This window comes from Radicibacter daui (assembly GCA_030657355.1).
Classification (GTDB): domain Bacteria; phylum Pseudomonadota; class Alphaproteobacteria; order Radicibacterales; family Radicibacteraceae; genus Radicibacter; species Radicibacter daui.
In genome coordinates this window covers 3,226,326-3,244,023 of the sequence record CP131056.1, presented here as the reverse complement: position 1 = coordinate 3,244,023, position 17,698 = coordinate 3,226,326, and the positions used below count along the sequence as shown (strand labels likewise).

Annotated in this window: 15 protein-coding genes; 6 read left to right on the top strand and 9 right to left on the bottom strand. The window is 64.4% G+C overall.

Translation table 11 applies throughout. The annotated features are described in order from the left end of the window. Window positions 1-20: 20 nt before the first annotated feature. Both QTL98_RS15215 and QTL98_RS15210 read right to left on the bottom strand, forming a co-directional pair. Window positions 21-638 (bottom strand): MlaC/ttg2D family ABC transporter substrate-binding protein, encoded by a 618-nt coding sequence (locus tag QTL98_RS15215; RefSeq protein ID WP_445679315.1) that lies wholly within the window; start codon window positions 636-638, stop codon window positions 21-23. A 119-nt stretch (window positions 639-757) separates the two neighbouring features. Continuing rightward, window positions 758-1,546, bottom strand: a complete 789-nt coding sequence (locus tag QTL98_RS15210; RefSeq protein ID WP_445679314.1) for an MlaA family lipoprotein — start codon at window positions 1,544-1,546, stop codon at window positions 758-760. 380 nt (window positions 1,547-1,926) lie between these two features. Here QTL98_RS15210 and QTL98_RS15205 point away from each other — a divergent pair, with 380 nt between their 5' ends. From QTL98_RS15205 to QTL98_RS15190, 4 genes are all read left to right on the top strand, one after another. Further along, complete coding sequence (locus tag QTL98_RS15205) at window positions 1,927-2,907, top strand: ArsR/SmtB family transcription factor (protein ID WP_445679313.1); 981 nt, start codon at window positions 1,927-1,929, stop codon at window positions 2,905-2,907. Then, window positions 2,904-5,171, top strand: a complete 2,268-nt coding sequence (locus tag QTL98_RS15200) for a tetratricopeptide repeat protein (RefSeq protein WP_445679312.1) — start codon at window positions 2,904-2,906, stop codon at window positions 5,169-5,171. The genes QTL98_RS15205 and QTL98_RS15200 overlap by 4 nt, the downstream gene beginning before the upstream one ends. Next, window positions 5,162-5,611, top strand: coding sequence for a hypothetical protein (locus tag QTL98_RS15195; RefSeq protein WP_445679311.1), 450 nt, complete (start codon window positions 5,162-5,164; stop codon window positions 5,609-5,611). The genes QTL98_RS15200 and QTL98_RS15195 overlap by 10 nt, the downstream gene beginning before the upstream one ends. 216 nt (window positions 5,612-5,827) lie before the next feature. Further along, a complete protein-coding gene (locus QTL98_RS15190) occupies window positions 5,828-6,385 on the top strand; it encodes a glyoxalase superfamily protein (protein ID WP_445679310.1) in 558 nt (185 codons plus the stop codon). 25 nt (window positions 6,386-6,410) lie between these two features. Here the strand turns inward: QTL98_RS15190 and QTL98_RS15185 are convergent, their stop codons facing one another. Further along, on the bottom strand, window positions 6,411-7,316 hold the full coding sequence (locus QTL98_RS15185) for a 50S ribosomal protein L11 methyltransferase (RefSeq protein WP_445679309.1): 906 nt from the start codon (window positions 7,314-7,316) through the stop codon (window positions 6,411-6,413). Between the two features lie 99 nt (window positions 7,317-7,415). Continuing rightward, window positions 7,416-7,805, bottom strand: coding sequence for a hypothetical protein (locus QTL98_RS15180; protein WP_445679308.1), 390 nt, complete (start codon window positions 7,803-7,805; stop codon window positions 7,416-7,418). Between the two features lie 74 nt (window positions 7,806-7,879). Here QTL98_RS15180 and QTL98_RS15175 point away from each other — a divergent pair, with 74 nt between their 5' ends. Then, the gene (locus QTL98_RS15175) at window positions 7,880-8,986 is read left to right on the top strand and encodes a LacI family DNA-binding transcriptional regulator (RefSeq protein ID WP_445679307.1); all 1,107 of its coding nucleotides are present in this window, start codon (window positions 7,880-7,882) and stop codon (window positions 8,984-8,986) included. A gap of 21 nt (window positions 8,987-9,007) precedes the next feature. Here QTL98_RS15175 and QTL98_RS15170 read toward each other — a convergent pair whose 3' ends face one another. Both QTL98_RS15170 and QTL98_RS15165 read right to left on the bottom strand, forming a co-directional pair. Further along, window positions 9,008-9,412, bottom strand: coding sequence for a globin domain-containing protein (locus tag QTL98_RS15170; protein WP_445679306.1), 405 nt, complete (start codon window positions 9,410-9,412; stop codon window positions 9,008-9,010). 180 nt (window positions 9,413-9,592) lie between these two features. Next, window positions 9,593-11,296: a methyl-accepting chemotaxis protein gene (locus QTL98_RS15165; RefSeq protein WP_445679305.1), complete on the bottom strand. Its 1,704-nt coding sequence runs from the start codon at window positions 11,294-11,296 to the stop codon at window positions 9,593-9,595. 393 nt (window positions 11,297-11,689) lie between these two features. Here QTL98_RS15165 and QTL98_RS15160 point away from each other — a divergent pair, with 393 nt between their 5' ends. Then, a complete protein-coding gene (locus tag QTL98_RS15160) occupies window positions 11,690-13,003 on the top strand; it encodes an MFS transporter (protein ID WP_445679304.1) in 1,314 nt (437 codons plus the stop codon). A gap of 83 nt (window positions 13,004-13,086) precedes the next feature. Here QTL98_RS15160 and QTL98_RS15155 read toward each other — a convergent pair whose 3' ends face one another. The 3 genes from QTL98_RS15155 to QTL98_RS15145 form a co-directional block, all read right to left on the bottom strand. Further along, complete coding sequence (locus QTL98_RS15155) at window positions 13,087-13,665, bottom strand: lysozyme family protein (protein WP_445679303.1); 579 nt, start codon at window positions 13,663-13,665, stop codon at window positions 13,087-13,089. A gap of 111 nt (window positions 13,666-13,776) precedes the next feature. Continuing rightward, window positions 13,777-14,967, bottom strand: coding sequence for a multidrug effflux MFS transporter (locus QTL98_RS15150; protein ID WP_445679302.1), 1,191 nt, complete (start codon window positions 14,965-14,967; stop codon window positions 13,777-13,779). Window positions 14,968-15,277: 310 nt separating this feature from the next. After that, window positions 15,278-17,668, bottom strand: a complete 2,391-nt coding sequence (locus QTL98_RS15145; RefSeq protein WP_445679301.1) for an ATP-dependent helicase — start codon at window positions 17,666-17,668, stop codon at window positions 15,278-15,280. Between the last annotated feature and the right edge of the window lie 30 nt (window positions 17,669-17,698).

Sequence of the window (17,698 nt, the reverse complement as noted above, 5' to 3'; positions counted from 1 at the left end):
TGCGGATGGCAGGGAAGCGATTAGCCGACGCGCTGGCGCAGGGCGTCGATCAGACCGTCTACACCTTTGCCGGAGCGCTGGATGACGGAGGCGAACTCGCTGCGCTGGCTCGCGCCCATGCTCACACCCTCGACCACCACATCGACGATCTTCCACGCGCTGCCCTTCTGGCGGACACGCCATTCCACCTTGGCCGGCTGACCCTGCGGGGTCTTGACGTTGGTGGTAACCGCAACGTCGTTGTTACCGATGGGGCGGGCATCGCCAAGGCTGAAGCCGATATCGCGATATTCGGCAAGGCGCGAGGAATAGACGGAGGTCAGGTAACGGCCGAAGAGATCGAGATAGGTCTTCTGCTGCTCGTCGCTGGCCTGACGCCAGTAGGTGCCGAGCACGAAGCGGCCGATGGTGTCGATATCGAAGCCTTCATTCAGAAGGTCGCCGAAGCGCTTGGCCGCCTCGTCCTTCGACAGGTCGTCGGCCAGCAGTTCCTTCTGGGCCTTGTCGGCGAAGCTGCCGATGAAGTCGCGGGCAGCAGCCACCTGGTCGGCGCCGGCCTCGGCACGGGCAGAGCCGGCATTGAGGCCAAGCGCCAGGAGACCGGCTGCGAACAGGGCGAAAAGCCTGCGGTTGATCATCGTCACGTTACCTGGACCTCTTATCCTGCGCCGGGACCGGGGCGGGCGTTATGCCTGCGCCCCGATGTCCGGACTTTATGCTGCTCTTTCCATATCAGACGCTTTGCGCCCGATCTGGTTCAATTCGGGGAGGCAGCGTCATAATCCGGAATGTCGACGGCACCGGCACCCGATGCGGCGTCGTCGCCATTGGCGATGGCGCGGCGGCGAGTCTGTTCATAAAGATCGCGCGTCGCGGCATAGAAATCGATGCTGTTGGCCCTCAGATCGCGAATCGCCTTGTCGTAACGCTGGCGGGTATCGATCCCGAGCGCGACCTTGGAGCCGAACGGCACATCCTGCAGGTCGGTATCTTCCAGCGCGTAAGGCACCGGGTCTATGAACCAGTCGACAACCTTGCCGATGGTATCGCGGGCATTGGAGGGGCCTAGGATCGGCAGGACCAGGTAGGGGCCGCTGCCGACGCCATAACGACCGAGCGTCTGGCCGGCATCCTCGCTGTGATAGGTCAGGCCCGTCTGCGACGCGATGTCGACGAGACCGAGGCCGCCCATGCTGGTGTTGACGAGGAAGCGCTCGAACGTAACCAGCGCGCGGTCGCCATCGCCCTGGGCGAGGTCATGGATGAAGACCAGCGGCGAGGCAAGGTTGCGGGCGAAATCGCGGATGCGGTCCCGAATCGGATAGGGAATGTAGCCGTAGCCGCGCGCGACCGGCCCAATCACCACCTTGTCCACGACTTCATTGAAGCCGAAGACGGCACGGTTCACGCCTTCGAGCGGGTCATAGACACTGGCTTCGCTGCTGTCCGCCATTGGTGCGGTGGCAGAAGTCTCGGGCTTGGGAGTGGAGGCACAGGCGCTCGCCAGAAGCGAGGCAGCCAACAGAACCGGAAACGTACGCTGCAACACCATCAGCTATCCCTGACATTTTTGAACGGAGGCCTTGTTCGCACGGGCGTACGGGGCCGGTCTTGTCTTCTTCTCTGCTGTCTTTTAGGCCCCCGGTCCGCCCTTTTCTGTGGGCCTGATCACGGGATTATGCCTTGAAAATCTTCCGCTTTCGGTAGCACGGACGGATAGGGCGGCGCCAGCCCGGCAGGGCGACGGGCAACATGCGGTACTGATCACTGTGGCATTCTCGCCGCATTCGACCGGGGAATGCCAGAATTTTCCAGCAGTCGCTGCCGTTTACAGATAACAGCCCAGCCTTCATAAAGAAATGTAGATATTTATTTCTCGATCTCACGGTTTGTATAGCGGGGCATCGGTCTTTGGCGGAAACGGGCATGAATCAGGTACTGGCGGCACTGAAGGCAGCTGCCGAGCCCACCCGCCTGCGCCTGCTCGCCCTGTGCGCGGAAGGTGAGCTTTCGGTAACGGACCTCACCCAGATTCTGGGCCAGAGCCAGCCGCGTGTCTCGCGTCACCTGAAGTTGCTGGTCGAAGGTGGGCTGCTGGAACGCTACCGCGAAGGCACCTTTGCCTTCTATGGTCTGGCGAGCGTCGGAGCGATGGCAACCATCGCCGCCCAACTGGTGGGAATGTTGCCCGAAGACGATTCCCAGCGCCGGCTGGACCGGGAACGGCTGGGGGCGATCCGCGCGGCCCGGGCTTCGGCGGCGCAGGCCTATTTCGATGCCAACGCGGCACGGTGGGATGAGATTCGCAGCCTGCATGCTGCGGATGCTGAGGTTGAAGCCGCCGTGCTGGCGCTTGCCGGGGACCGGCGCATCGGCGACCTGCTCGATATCGGCACCGGCACCGGCCGCATGCTGGAAATTTTCTCCCCCCGGGTTGCCCGCGCAACCGGTGTCGATCTGTCGCGCGAGATGATTGCCCTTGCCCGCGCCAAGCTGGAGCAGGGGGGCTTTACCAACTGTACGGTGCGGCAGGCGGACATGTATGCGCTGCCGGTGGGCAATGCGGCGTTCGACTGCGTCATCATCCACCAGGTCCTGCATTTTGCCGAACATCCCGCCGCCGTGGTGGCGGAGGCGGCACGGGTGCTGCGGCCGGACGGTCTGTTGCTGCTGGTCGATTTTGCCCGCCATGATGTGGAGGAGCTGCGCACCAGCCATGCCCATCGCCGGCTCGGCTTTGATGAGCGCGAAGTGCGCGGCTGGTTTGAGGCCGCCCATCTGGCGCCGGCCGGCAGCCGGGCGGTAAGCGGCGATCCGTTGACGGTAACGGTCTGGGCGGCCGAGGCAGGTGGTAGCGAGCGCAAGGGGGCCTCGCCGCAGATGGCCGCTGCCGGGCTTGCCGGATGAGCAGCGGCGATCCCGCCCGGCTGGAAGCGGCGCTGCGGCTCTGGCGGCAGGGCGCGCTCGACGCGGCGGCAAGCGAGATGATTGCGCTGGTCACCCGTTGGCCCGATTGGGCCGAGGCGCATGGTGCCATCGGCGGGTTCTGTATCGAGCGCGGTGTGGCCGAGCAGGGCCTTGCCCATCTGCGCAAGGCCGTGACGCTGTTGCCGCAAGGGCGGCATCACTGGGCCAATTATCTGCGTGCGCTGGAGCGCCTCGGACGGCGTGAGCTGCTGGATCAGGTAAGCGCCGGTTATGGCACGACCTTTCCCATGGTGCCCGAAGTCTGGCTGGAACTGGCACAGCTCTACCGGCGGATGCGGGCATGGAAACGGGCCGATCAGGCCTCGACGCGGGCGATTGCCCTGGCCCCGGAGCAGGCACCGCCGCGAGAGGAGCGCGGGGCCTTTCTGCTGGCTGCCGGCCGGCCTGCGGAAGCTGCCGATATATTGACGGCCGCTCTGGCGCTGCCGGGCGGGGATACCGTGCCCGGCCGGCTTAATCTGGCGGCGGCGCTGCTGCGGACCGGCCGTCTGCAGCAAAGCGGTGCCCAGGCGTTGGCGGTGCTGGCGCGTGGCGATGAGCTGGATGCGCCGTCACGCGGCATGGCCGAGGATATTACCGGCTCTGTCGCCCGGCTTTCCGGCCAGCCGGAAGCGGCGCTGGGGGCCTTTCGCCGGGCGGTGGAGGCGATCCCCGGGCAGGCCGCCTACTGGCACAATCTTGCCATCGCCCGGCGCGACACCAACGACGCCGATGGCGGGGTGGCGGCGCTGGAGCGCTCACTGGCGCTAAGCCCGGCCGAGCCGCGCACGCTCTGGGGGCGTTGCTTCATCCGCCTGCCGGTTATCAGCGCCAGCGAGACGGCGGCAAGCCGGGCTCGAGCGGATTATGAAACCGGGCTTGAGGAACTGGGGGCGGCAATCCGGCTAGAGACGCCGTGGCAGCGCGAAGCCTGGACCCTTGCTGCCGGGTCCATGCAGCCCTTTTATGCCCATTATCAGGGCCGCGAGGACCTGCCGCTGCAAAGGCGGTATGCCGGGCTTCTCCAGCGTATCCTGCGCGCGCGCTTTCCCGAGGCGGCAGTCCCGCCGGCTATGCCGCCCCGCGGGGCGGAGGGACGCTGGCGCATCGGTTTTGCCAGCGCTTTCTTTCGCGATCATTCGGTGTGGAAACTGCCGCTGCGCGGCTGGCTTGCCGGTCTCGATCGCACGCGATTCGAGGTGTTTGCCTATCATCTTGGTGCTGGCACCGATGCCATCACCGATGAGGCGCGCGGGCTTGCCGAGCATTTTGTGCATTTGCCGCCGGAAGGGGAGGCGGGCGGGGCTGCGGCTGCTGTCGCCCAGATACGGGGCGACGGCCTGCATGCACTGATTTATCCGGAAATCGGCATGGAGCCGCAGGCGCTACGGCTTGCGGCACTTCCTCTGGCGCCGGTGCAGGCCTACGGGCTAGGCCATCCGGTGACCACCGGTTTTGACAGCATCGGCCACTATCTGACGCCTGCCGCTATGGAAACAGCAGCCTCCGATGCCGTCTTCAGCGAGAGGCTGGTGCGGCTGCCCGGCATCGGCGGCAGCTGGGTGCCGCCCGCCCGTGCGGCCCTGGCGCTTGCCCGTTCCGATTATGGCTTGCCGGAGGAGCGGCCGCTGCTGCTCAGCTGCCAGTCGCTTTTCAAGCATCAGCCCCGCCACGACAGGCTCTTCGTCGCGCTGGCCCGGCGGCTGCCGCAGGCGGCCCTGGTATTTTTGAAAAATGAGAGCAAGGCGGTAACCGATGCTTTCTCGGCCCGGCTGGAAGCCGCCTTTGCCGAGGCCGGGCTCGACTGGCGCCGGCACTGCCTGTGGGTAGCCCGCCAGTCCGGCGAAGGGTTCCAGCGTCTGCTTGAGCTGGCGGACGTGTTCCTCGACAGCCCCGGCTGGTCGGGCTTCAATTCCAGCTGCGAGGCCACGGTGGCGGGCCTGCCCGTCGTAACCCTGCCGGGTTCCATCACCCGCGAGCGCCATGCCGCGGCCGTGCTGCAGGCTGCCGGGCTGGAAGAGGGCATCGCCGCGGACGAGGATGATTATGTGCGCCGGGTTGCCGCGCTGGTAGAAGCGCCGGAGATGCAGCGGCAGCAGCGCCGTACGGTAATTGCCGCGGCTGCTGTGCGTCTTGCCGACGGTGGGCCGGCGACAAGGGCGTTCGAAGACTGGCTGGAATGGGAGATCGCAGCATGCGGATGACAGCAGCAAGGCGGGCGCTGCGCCTGGTTGCGCTTATGGCCGGGATCGGCGGCTTTTTTGCGCTGCCTGCCGCACCGGCCATCGCGCAGCCGGTCCGGGAGCTGGAAGGGGACGAGCTTGCCAACCCGCCGCGCGACAACCTTGTCGACGCCTACATCATGACGCTTCTGGTGCACGCCAACCGGGCGGCCATCACGCTGGTGCTGGTGGCGCCGCCGCGTGAGGCGGTGGAGGGCGATGTGCTGATCTCGCTGGATGATGCCGAACGGCTGATGAGCCGGAGCATCGGTTTCGTGAAAGCCCGCCAGCTGGTCCATGTCAAGCTGCGGCAGGGCATGCAGGGGCAGGTAACTATCGACCTGCCATCGCGCCCCCTGGGCGCGCAGACCATGGTGGTGGTGGAAACCAAGACGGATTTCCGCCGCTCCAATCCTTTTTGAGAATCGTTCTTGTCTTTAGACCGCGGGCGGCTCTATCGTAACCCGCGTGGCTGGTGCGGCCTGCTGCTCGCATCCCGGTTGCCGGGATATGGTGAACGCATCCTTGAGCCAGAGCGCTATCGGCATCTGATCCCGTTAATCCGGGCGGAGCTGTCAGCAATGCGAGCCCTGACGCCTGTCGGCCTCCGCCTGCCGGATATCAGGATCATCTGACCTATGCGCAGTTTCCTTGACGCAAAGACCATGGCGCGTGCCCTGCGTGCCGAGTTTGAGAGCCGCGGCATCGCCCTCACTCACAGCGAGGTGCTGGAGCTGGTTGCCCGCCAGTTTGGCTGCACCGGCTGGAACGAGATGGCGGCAAAGATTGCTGGCGAGGGCGAAAGCGGGCCGCTTCCCGCGCCGCCGACGGTTTCCTTCGGCCGTACAGCGCCCATCATGCGCATCTTTGACGAAGAGCGGGCAGCCGAATTCTATCAGGGCTTTCTCGGTTTCAGCCGCGACTGGGAACATCGTTTCGGCGATAATTTCCCGCTTTATGCCCAGGTGTCGCGCGCCGGCCTGGTGCTGCATCTCAGCGGCCATCACGGCGACGCCACGCCCGGCTCCACGGTCTTCGTGACCATGACCGGCATCCGCGCCTTCCATGCCGAGCTTTCCGCCCGCAAGTACCGGCATAACAAGCCGGGGCTGGAGGAGGCGCCCTGGGGGCTCACGCTGGAGGTGGTCGATCCGTTTGGCAACCGTATCCGCTTCTGCGAGCCGCCGGTGGCCTGATATTGCCAGCAGGGCAGGCGGGCGCTCAGCGCGCCCGCTTCGCCACCACCAGCGTCGTCCACTCGCCCATCGGTACGGCAAAAGCCAGATGCAGCCCGGCAGCCCGGTGGGCAGCCAGCACCATCGGCACCTGAATGGTCAGCAGACCGGCAAGGATGCCATGTCCGCCCGGCGCCAGATGGGCAGAGAGCTGCGGGGCCATGCGGCAGAGCGGGCGGGCGAGGATGTTGGCGAAAATGATGTCGTACCGGCGCCCACGCACCAGCGGGGTGTTGTAGCCGGGGCCGGTCTCGGCCGTCATGAAGGCGGTCACGCCATTGAGACGGGCATTTTCCTGTGTCACGCGCACGGATTCGGGGTCGATGTCCACGGCATCGGTCGGCAGGCGCCACAGCTTGGCGGCGGCCATGCCAAGAATGCCGCTGCCACAGCCCATATCGAGCACGCGCGACGGCTTTACGCGGCGGGCCAGCTTGTCGAGGGCGCGCAGGCAGCCTTCCGTGGAGGGATGGTCACCGCTGCCGAAAGCGGTCGCGGCATCGACCAGCAGGCCGGTCTTGCCGGCAGGCAGCGCCTCGGTCACGTGGCTGCCATGGATCCAGAACCGCTCGATGGTCTTGGGTGGAAACGCCTCGTAGGTGGCACGCAGCCAGTCGGTATCCTCGATCCGCGTCAGCTCGATGGCCGGCTCTTCAAGGCCGAGGGCTGCCGCCAGCAGGCTGAGGCGTATGCCGATAGCACCGTCATCCGGCTTGGAGCGGGAAAATCCCTGTACATTGAAAAGGCTGCCATCCGGCACCGCCTCGAAGGCGGAGACCGCTTCCATATCCTCTTCCAGCGCTTCGCTGAACAAGGCCTGGAAGCCGCCCGGCACGATAAATTCAAGGCGCCAGCCGGCATAGGGCGTTGCGGAATAGGAGGGGGCGGACATGGCAGGCGGCGCTTCTTTGCTGTGGCGGTCAGGACGGGGTTGATACCGGCGCCCTACAGGGTAGCGTGCCGGACTTTCATGCCGCCGTCATAACCTGCCTTAAGCGCAAGTGCCAGCGTCGCTCTTGGAGCGTTTGTTATCGTTGGCGGCATGGGCGCCGAGAAAAAACAGCCGGGCGGTCTGAACCGGCGAGAGCCGGAGCGGCGGCGCGCCCTTGCGGCGGCGGCGGGCCCGGGTAACGGCGCGCAGCAACAACTGGCGGGCATCCATCTCCGGCGGGCGCGGTTTGGGAGCGGGCATAAGGCCGAGAAGGTCCATCATGCCGCCAAGGGTGCCGAGGGGAAGCATGGTGCAGGGTTCCTGAAAAAGGAGGAGGATGAACAAGGAAGTTATCAACACTTTAGAACGATCTAAAAATAGATCCATGAAGTTCTGCACACTTCCTTCCATGGCTTCCTTTTGCCCTGACTTTTGATCGATCCACAGCATGGCCCTTGATTAGCGGCGCGCACTGCGGGACAAGTTATTGGACAACTGGTGGTGACGGGGGGAGGCAAGGGCTGATGGGAGAGGATGGCGAACTGCGAGGTTCGCGGGCGCGTGGCGCCACCCTGCTTGACGTCGCCCGGCTGGTCGGGGTTTCCCGTGCCACCATCTCCAACGCTTTTTCCCGTCCTGAACGGGTGCGGCCGGAACTGCGCGAGCGCATCCATGAAGCGGCACGCTCCATCGGCTATCTGGGGCCAAATCCCGTCGGGCGCATGCTGCGCACCGGCAAGATGGGCTCGCTCGGCCTCGTTTTCCACGACGCGCTGTCCTACACCGTCAGCGATCCGGTGGCGATCGCCACGGTGCGCGGTGTTGCCGAGGCGTGCGAGGCGGCCGGGGTCGACCTGACGCTCATCTCCATCCTTAACCCGGAGAAGGGCGAGCAGCGCATCCGCCAGGCTGCAGTGGACGGTTTCGTGCTGCAATGTATCGAGACCAATTCCCCGCTGGTGGAACTGGCGGTGGAGCGCGGCCTGCCCGTCGTCTCCATCGACAATGACGTGAAGGGCATTACCGGCAGCGTCACCATCGACGATCGTGCCGGCTCGGCGCTGGCGGCCCGCCATCTGCTGGCGCTTGGTCATCGCCGGATCGGCATTCTGGCGCTGGAGGCGCGCAGCGACGATTACGAGGGGTCGGTGGATGCCGGGCGGGTTGCTGCCGCTACCTTCTCTGTCACCCGCGACCGTTTCGCCGGGTATCTGGGCGAACTTTCCTGGGCCGGTATCGGTTTTGAAGACGTCGTCATCGAAGAGCGCGTCAACACGCGCTCGCGCGGCCGTAACGGCATGGCGGCATTGCTTGCCCGCATGCCGGACCTGACGGCGGTTTTGTGCATGAGCGACGAGCTGGCACTGGGCGCGCTTGAGCATCTGCGCGGCGCCGGTCTCGCGGTGCCGGCACAGGTGGCAGTGGTGGGGTTTGACGATAACCCTTATGCTGCCATCGCCGTGCCGCCGCTTACCACCATCCGGCAGCCGCATGTGGAAAAAGGCCGGGTGGCAGCCGAAATAGCCCTTGGCCTGCGTCCCGGCGGCGAGCCCATCATATTGGGGACGGAACTGATCGTGCGCGGCTCTACCGTCGCGCGCCCTGCCGCGATCAAGGCCGGGCAGGGCTGAGAAGGTCAGGGTGCCCGCGTCTTACATCGCCTTGCGCATCACGCCGGCGGCGAGCTTGTAGATATCGAGATAGGCATCGTGCAGCTCGGGCGTGAAAGCGGCCGGGCCCACCATCTTTTCCACCATCTTCAGATAGGCGGTGCCGAAGGGGCGGAAATGCTCTTTCTTCACGCCGGTGCCCTTGTGTTTGCGGCCAAGGTTGAACAGCGGCAACAACAGGCTTTCCGGCCGGTTCATCCCGCCGATCAGCTTGGCCAGCATGTCCATCAGCTTGCGGCCCTGTACTTCCATATCGCCCTTGAACAGCTCGCGGAATTCGGGCTCCAGAGCAAACAGCTCCTCATAAAAAATCTTCGCCGCCTTGTCCGGATCGGAAGAAATCTTCGGAAAGGTGGACTGGACGAGGGCGATCTGGGCCGGGGTCATGCCTGGTGTGCCTGTTCAATGTCGAGTGATTTGTTGGTTATGCCGGTAAGCTACCACGACATTTTATTAGATAGAATACTAATTGATTTGTGCCGAATGCCGCACGGCCTGATGAAGGAAAAGGCCGCTCCCACGCAAAGGTAGGAGCGGCCTGACTGAATTGAACGAGCATCTTCAGGATCAGGCGGCGCGTACCTGTTCGGCGAAACCGATAGCCGCTGTGCGCAGGGCGCCCGCCTGCCCGGAGAGGTCATTGGACGCTCCGGCGACCTGGCTTGCCACCTGACCGGCTTCTTCCGCCGCGGCACTGACACCGCCGATAGTGCCGGTAACTTCTTCCGTGCCCCGGGCCGCCTGCTCGACATTGCGGGCGATCTCGGCGGTGGCCGCGCCCTGTTCTTCCACCGCGGAGGCGATGGACGTCGAGATCTGGTTGATCTTGCCGATGGTCGTGGAGATCAGCTTGATGGCCTTGACCGCCTCTTCGGTCGAGGCCTGCACACTCCCGACCTGCGTGGCGATTTCCTCCGTCGCGCGGCCGGTCTGGGTGGCGAGGTTCTTGACCTCGTTGGCGACGACGGCAAAACCCTTGCCGGCTTCTCCAGCGCGGGCCGCCTCGATGGTGGCGTTGAGCGCCAGCAGGTTGGTCTGGGAGGCGATATCGGTGATGAGGTTTACGACCTCGCCGATCCTGGTCGCGGCTTCGGCCAGCTCGGCCACGACGTTGCCGGTATGGTTGGCCTGCTCGACAGCATCTGCAGAGATACCGGTCGCCTCCGCCAGCTGGCGCGAGATCTCGGAGATGGAGGAAGAAAGTTCCTCGGCCGCCGTCGCTACCGTCTGCACGTTGGAGGAGGTTTCAACCGCCGCAGAAGAAACGCCGGTTGCCTGGCGGCTGGCCTCCTCGGCGATGCGGGCCATCGCCTCCGCATTGCCCTGCATCTGGTGCGAGGCACTGGAGACACTGTTGACGATGCCAAGCACCGAATTCTCGAATTGGTCCGCCAGCCGGTTCATCTGCTGGCGTTTTTCCTCGGCATGCCGCTCTTCCAGAGCCTTGGCGGCGGCATCCATCTCTCGCGTGCGGATGAGGTTTTCCTTGAAGACCTGCATGCTCTCGGCAACCGAGCCGATCTCGTCGCCGCGGCCCACACCATAGATCGCTTCTTCGGTATTGCCGGCAGCCAGCAACCGCAGGGAGCCGACTGCCCGCACGATGGGCCGGGCGATGCCGAACTGCCCGATGAGGAAACCGATAGCGATGCCTCCGGTTACCCCAACCACGCCGATCACCAGCATGAGCATCTGGATGCGGCGGGCGTCATGTTCGGCTTCGGCGACCATCGTGCCGGATTTCTGGCTGGTATATTCATTGAGCGCGAGCGCCAGATCTTCCAGCTTGCGTGAATTGGCCCGGCTGACCATCACCTGGTCGTGCAGCGCGCTTTGCTGCTCCCCGAGTGTGACCTGGCCATCAAGGGAGCGTGCCTTTTCCAGCACGCCATACATCCCGTCCAGATAGGTCTTGTAGGCCGTGCCCAGCTGGTCCAGCAGTTCTTTCTGCTTGCCGTCCGCACTGGTCTGAAAGGCGGCATAACCGCTTTCGATCCGGCTAAGGAACGGCTTGTTGACCTCGCTCACGGCCTCCACTTCCTTAGCGGTGGGGGAAAGGGCGACGCGGAATTCACTGCGGTTAAGCCGAACCATGTCGAGGGCGAGGCGGGCGCCGGTCAGTGACTGGTAGCCGGCGGCATCCACCCGGGTTGTGGCGGCATGCATGGTTTCGATACTGCGATAGGCAATGACAGCCAGCGTGATGGTCACGGTGCTCATGACGCCGATCAGCAGGAATATTTTATAGAGAATGCGGATTTTTGACAGCATCGGTCCTCTCCTGGCCTTGAAAGGGCAGAGATCGGGGGGAGCGGATGGATGTTAGGCGTCGAATAACCCGGTAGTCCACAGGGCTGTAAGGTGGCCTATGCGAAATAGCTTATAAATTCAAAGGAGATATGTATTTGTGTGTACAAGTTATAGATATTTGACGGGAGCCTGCGCACATATTCCCGTGTGGTGCCATCGTATGGGGCGCGAGGGTGCCGGGTATGTTCCTGGTTTCCTCCCCGGCACCAGCGGGTGACACATTTTTTCGGCAAAGAGTGCATCAATGCACCGTCCGGAACGAAATTGTGTTGCAATTGTGTCTGGTCTGGAGAAAGAAAATGCGGGCCCTGACAGTCAGGGCCATCGAGGAACCAGTTACAGGACATAACAAGAATGTCGGAAGCCACCAGCCGCCCCTTGAATCGCGGCGACGCAAAAACCCTCGCCCTCGCTTCTCTCGGCGGTGCGCTGGAGTTCTACGATTTCATCATCTACGTGTTTTTCGCCGGCGTCGTCGGCAAGCTCTTCTTCCCGGCAGACATGCCGGAATGGCTTGAGCAGCTGAACACCTTCGGCATCTTCGCCGCCGGTTACCTTGCCCGTCCGCTGGGCGGCATCATCATGGCGCATTTCGGCGACAAGACCGGCCGCAAGCGCATGTTCACCCTCTCCATCTTCCTGATGGCGTTGCCGACCCTGCTTATCGGCGCGATGCCGACCTTTGCCAGCATCGGTTATGCCGCGCCGGTTCTGCTGCTGGTCATGCGCCTGTGCCAGGGCGCTGCCATCGGCGGCGAGGCGCCGGGCGCCTGGGTGTTCGTGGCCGAGCATGTGTCGGTCAAGCGCGTCGGCCTTGCCTGCGGCCTGCTGACCGGTGGTCTCACCGGCGGCATCCTGCTGGGCTCGCTGATGTCCACCGCCATCAACTCAATCTACGCTCCTGAAGAGGTCATGGCCTTCGGCTGGCGTATTCCGTTCCTCGTCGGCGGCGTGTTCGGCGTGATCGCCATGTATCTGCGCCGTTATCTGGAAGAGACCCCGGTGTTCGAGGAAATGCGCAAGCGCCAGTCCCTCGTCTCCAGGCTGCCGCTCGGCCAGATGCTGCGTGGCCATACCCCGGCCGTGCTGGTGGGCATGCTCGCCACCTGGACGCTGACCGCCGGCATCGTCGTGGTCATTCTCTCCACGCCGGTGCTGATGCAGCGCCTGCATCACATCCCGCCAGTCACCACGCTCATCGGCAGTGTCTGCGCCACCATCACGCTCACCATCGGCGTGGTCGGTACCGGCATGCTGCTGGACCGCTTCAACATGCTGAAGGTGGTCACGCTGGGCTCCATCGGCCTCATCGCCTCCACCTACTGGCTCTATATCGGCACCGCCTCCAACCCGGCGATGCTGATCCCGGCCTACACGGTCGCCGGCCTCTTCGTCGGCATCATCAACTTCGTGCCGGTGCAGCTGGTGCGCTCCTTCCCCAGCAGCGTGCGCTTCACGGGTGTGTCCTTCACCTACAATGTCGCCTACGCGATCTTCGGCGGCATCACGCCGCTGGCCATGCAGTTCATGCTGAAGGCCAATCCGCTGGGCCCGGCGCATTATGTGGCGATCACGACCGTCATCGGCGTCGTGGCCACCGTGCTGCACGGTGTCCTGCATCGCAGCAAGCCGACCGGCCACTTCGAGGCTCATCCCGAAGTCGCCTGACGGGCTGAAAGCATCGCCTTAAAGAAAAGCGCCGGAGGATTTCCTCCGGCGCTTTTTTATTGAGCCGCCTTGCCTGTGGCGGGTCAGGCGAGGCTTGCCAGCGTCTCGCGCGCCCAGTCATTACGGGCTTGCTGGATACCCTTGCGGCGGCACTGGTCGGCGGCGGTCTGCCAGTCACGGGCCTCGACCGCGCGAAACAGGCTTGGCCAGCGGGCCTTGCAGAGGCCGCCATCACCAAGATTGAAATGCATGTCGAGCAGCACTTCGCGTGCCGGCTCCGGAAGACCCGCGAAATCCGGCAGGCCCTTTTCCAGCTGATGGGCATGCTCGGCGATATCGGCCGCAAACAGGGCGTCGATTTCATCGTCCTCCAGCCGGAGCGGAGGCAGGGCCGGCCAGCCGGTCGCCGGTCGGGCCGGGTTGAAACGGGTGGCCGGAATGCTCTGCCCGTGAGGGCAGGCCTTGACCGCTGTCCAGCCGGCGGCGCTTTCTGCCGCCGATGCCGGCCGGTCCTCGCCGGTATGATGAAAAGTCAGCCGGCTGGCTGCTGCCGCGGAAGGCAGCATGTGGCCGATGCCGACAGTCACGTTGCCGGCGGTATCAAGATACATATAGGAAATCCGGCCCTCGAAGCGGGCCGGACCAAAGGTTGAAGCAGCCATCATCATCCCTCCCCAAAGCGAGTGGAGGGGTGTATTTTATGTCAAATGGTTGCAAAAGACACGCGGCTGCCTGCCGGGAAAATTTTCCCCTGGCAGGCGGAGTGTCTGGCCTCAGGCGAGCTGCAGGCGGTTGCGCATCAGCCCCTGGGAAAGACCCAGCGAGATGAGGCCGCAGCCGGCGATGACGGCGATCAGCGGCACCGGTGTGCCGTTGAAGAAGGCGCTGACCAGCGCGCCGGTCAGCGAGCCGATGGTGAATTGCAGTGCACCCATCAGCGCGGCGGCCGCGCCGGCATTGGCGCCGTGGGGCTCCAGCGCCAGCATGGAGGCACCGGGCATGACGAAACCCATGGCGGTCAGGCAGATGAAGAGCGTGGCGATCAGCTGCGGCAGCGTCTCATGGCCCATCAGCGCCGTGACCAGCAGGCTCATCGCAGCAAGGCTGAAGACGAGCGCACCGGCGCGGATCACCGGCTCCGCCCCGTAGCGGCGGATGAAGTTGGGGGAGAACTGCGCCGCACCGATAAGGCCGATGGCGTTGCTGGCAAAGAGCGCGCTGAACTGCCAGCTCTCAAGGCCGTGATAGGTCAGGAACACGAAGGGGGAGCCGGCCAGATAGGCAAAGAGGCCGCCCTGCGCAAAACCACCGGCGCCGACCGTAGCCATGAAGCGCAGGTCGCCCAGCAGGCGCAGATAGGTGATGAACACGCTGCCCAGCCCGCCGCGCTGGCGCATTTCCGGCGGGCAGCTTTCCGGCAGCTGGGTGATGACCAGCAGGATGCAGAAGAGCGAGAACAGCGCCAGCGCCCAGAACACTGCCGGCCAGTCGAAGAAGGACACCAGAATGGTGCCGAACATCGGCGCCACGACGGGCGAGACACTGAGCACCAGCAGGGTGGTGGAGAGCACGCGCGCCGCCTGATGCCCGCGATAGGTGTCGCGAATGACGGCGCGGGTGATGACGATGCCGACGCAGCCGGCCACGCCCTGCACGAAGCGCAGGCCGATGAGCCAGTAGGGATCATGCATCATCGCGCAGCCGAAGGAGGCGAGGATGAAGAGAAAGAGGCCGGTCAGCATCGGCCCGCGACGGCCGAGCCGGTCGGAGATGGGGCCATAGAAAAGCTGACCCACCGCAAGGCCGATGAAGAAGCTGGAGAGGCTGAGCTGGATAACCGCCTCGTCCGTGTGCATGGCGTTGGCAATTTCCGGAAAGCTCGGCAGATACATGTCGATCGCCAGCGGACCCAGCGTACTGAGGGCGCCGAGAACGAGGACGTGGCGGGCAAAGCTCGCTTTCATGAAGGACCTGTCGCTTTCTCGAAGACATTTGCCGGAAACGGAGACAAGCCAGCCGTCACTTCACCCGCTGGAGCGGTGAAATGTATCGGCCAGCGTTCCTCGCACCCTTGCGCCGGGCGGAGGCATTCGGGCCGCCGCCGGTATCGTGTTGGGAAATTTTTTCTATCAATAACCGAGACAAAAGGTCCCGGCGAGCCCTTCGCGTAGAGGGTCCGCGAGACTGAGAAGCGCTTCACAATGTCGCAGGATTGTCATGACAGGCTGGGCCGGCGCCTGGCCTTCACTCCCCACCCTCATCTGGCATCAGCCCTCAATCTGCTTCGGCTTCCGGCACGATGAAGCTGTCGATCACCTTCTTGCGGCCGGCGGTATCGAACTCGATATCCAGCTTGTCGCCTTCCACTGCCATTACTGTGCCGTAGCCGAACTTGCGGTGGAAGACACGCTCGCCTTCGCCGTACTTGCTGCTGCTGGCCGGCTCGCGCACGCGGTAGGCCTTGCCATCGATGATCGGGGCTTCGCGGCCGGCGGCAAAACCGCCGCTGGTCCGCCGGGCCCGCTCGAAACGGCTGAAGGCGCTGTTATCGACGGTGCGGTGGCGCTGCGGCTGGTCGTCAAACACGCTGCCGGAGGAGAAATACCCGCCCTGACGCCCGCCGGAGCCAAAGTTGCCGCCACCGCCGCCATATCCGCCATGGCTCGCCATGCCGCCATCGGCGCTGTGTTCGACATGGTCAGTCGGCAGCTCGGAGATGAAGCGGGAGGGCAGCACGTCCTGCCACAGGCCATGGATCTGCCGGTTGGCAACATAGGAGACGAGGGCGCGCTTGCGCGCACGCGTCAGGCCGACATAGGCAAGCCGGCGCTCTTCCTCAAGGCCGGCAATGCCGGTCTCGTCCATCGCGCGCTGGTTGGGGAACACGCCTTCTTCCCAGCCAGGCAGGAAAACGACATCGAATTCCAGCCCCTTGGCGCCATGCAGCGTCATGAGCGTGGCCTTCTCGCCCTCCGGCGCGGTGTCGTTTTCCATCACCAGCTGGATATGCTCGAGGAAGCCGGAAAGGCTCTCGAACTCTTCCATGCCGGCCACGAGTTCCTTGAGGTTATCAAGGCGCCCCGGCGCGTCCGGTGACTTGTCTTCCTTCCACATGCGGGTATAGCCGCTCTCGTCCAGGATAACCCCGGCAAGCTCGGTATGGCGCATCGTCGCCACCTGCTCGCGCCAGCGGGCAAAATCGAGCATCAGCGCCTTCAGCGGTGTGCGCACGCGCGCTTTCAGCTCATCGGTCTCGACAAGGCGCAGGATCGCTTCATGCAGCGAGACGCCCCAGTGACGGGCATGGCCGCGCAACTCGCGCACGGTGGTATCGCCGATGCCGCGCTTGGGCAGGTTGATGATGCGTTCCAGCGCCAGATCATCATCCGGCTGCACCACAAGGCGGAAATAGGCGAGCGCATCGCGGATTTCGGCACGCTCATAAAAGCGCGGCCCACCGACGACGCGGTAGGGCAGGCCCAGATTGATGAAGCGCTCTTCAAAGGCGCGCATCTGGAAGGAGGCGCGCACCAGCACCGCGATCTGGTTCAGCGGCACTTTCTTGCGCTGGAAGGCCTCTATCTCCTCGCCGACCCAGCGCGCTTCCTCCGGCCCGTCCCAGAGCCCGTGCACGCGCACCTTCTCGCCGGCATCGGTCTCGGTCCACAGCGTCTTGCCGAGGCGGCCCTGGTTTTTGGTGATGAGCCCGCCGGCAGCAGCAAGGATATGCGGGGTGGAGCGGTAATTCTGCTCAAGGCGGATGATGCGCGCGCCGGGGAAATCGCTCTCGAAGCGCAGGATGTTGCCCACTTCCGCGCCGCGCCAGCCATAGATCGACTGGTCATCATCGCCCACGCAGCAGAGGTTCTTGTGCTTCTGGGCGAGCAGGCGCAGCCACAGATACTGGGCGACGTTGGTATCCTGATATTCGTCGACCAGAATGTAGCGGAAGCGCTCCTGCCACTCGGTCAGGATATCCGGGTGTTTGGTGAAAAGCGTGATGTTGTGGAGCAGAAGGTCGCCGAAATCGCATGCATTCAGCGTCTTCAGCCGCTCCTGATAATCGGCATAAAGCTGCACCGCGCGCCCGCCGGCAACATCGCCGCCATCGGCCGGCTTCAGCTTGTCCGGCGTCAACCCCTTGTCCTTCCAGCGCTCGATCATGGAGAGCACGGAGCGGGCAGGGTTCTTCTTGTCGTCGATATTTTCAGCCGCCAGCAGCTGCTTGATCAGGCGCAACTGGTCATCGCTGTCGAGGATGGTGAAGTTGGGCTTGAGCTCCAGCAGCTCGGCATGGCGGCGCAGGATGCGGGCGGCAAGCGAATGGAACGTGCCCATCCACCAGCCCTCGTTCATCTCGCCAATGAGCTTGCCCACGCGCTCCTTCATCTCGCGCGCCGCCTTGTTGGTAAAGGTAACGGCAAGGATGCGCGAGGGCCAGGCACGGCCGGTGGTGACGATATGGGCAAGGCGGGTGGTGAGCACACGCGTCTTGCCGGTGCCGGCGCCTGCCAGCACCAGAACCGGGCCATCCAGCGCTTCGACCGCGGCGCGCTGAACCTCGTTCAGCGAAGCAAGATATTCTGCACGGCCCCGGCGCTGCGGCGCGGCAGGGGCGGACGGGGCAGGCTCGCCGAACGAGAACAGATCATGATCATTGCTCATGCCGGCTATATAACAAGCCGGGCGTCCCGC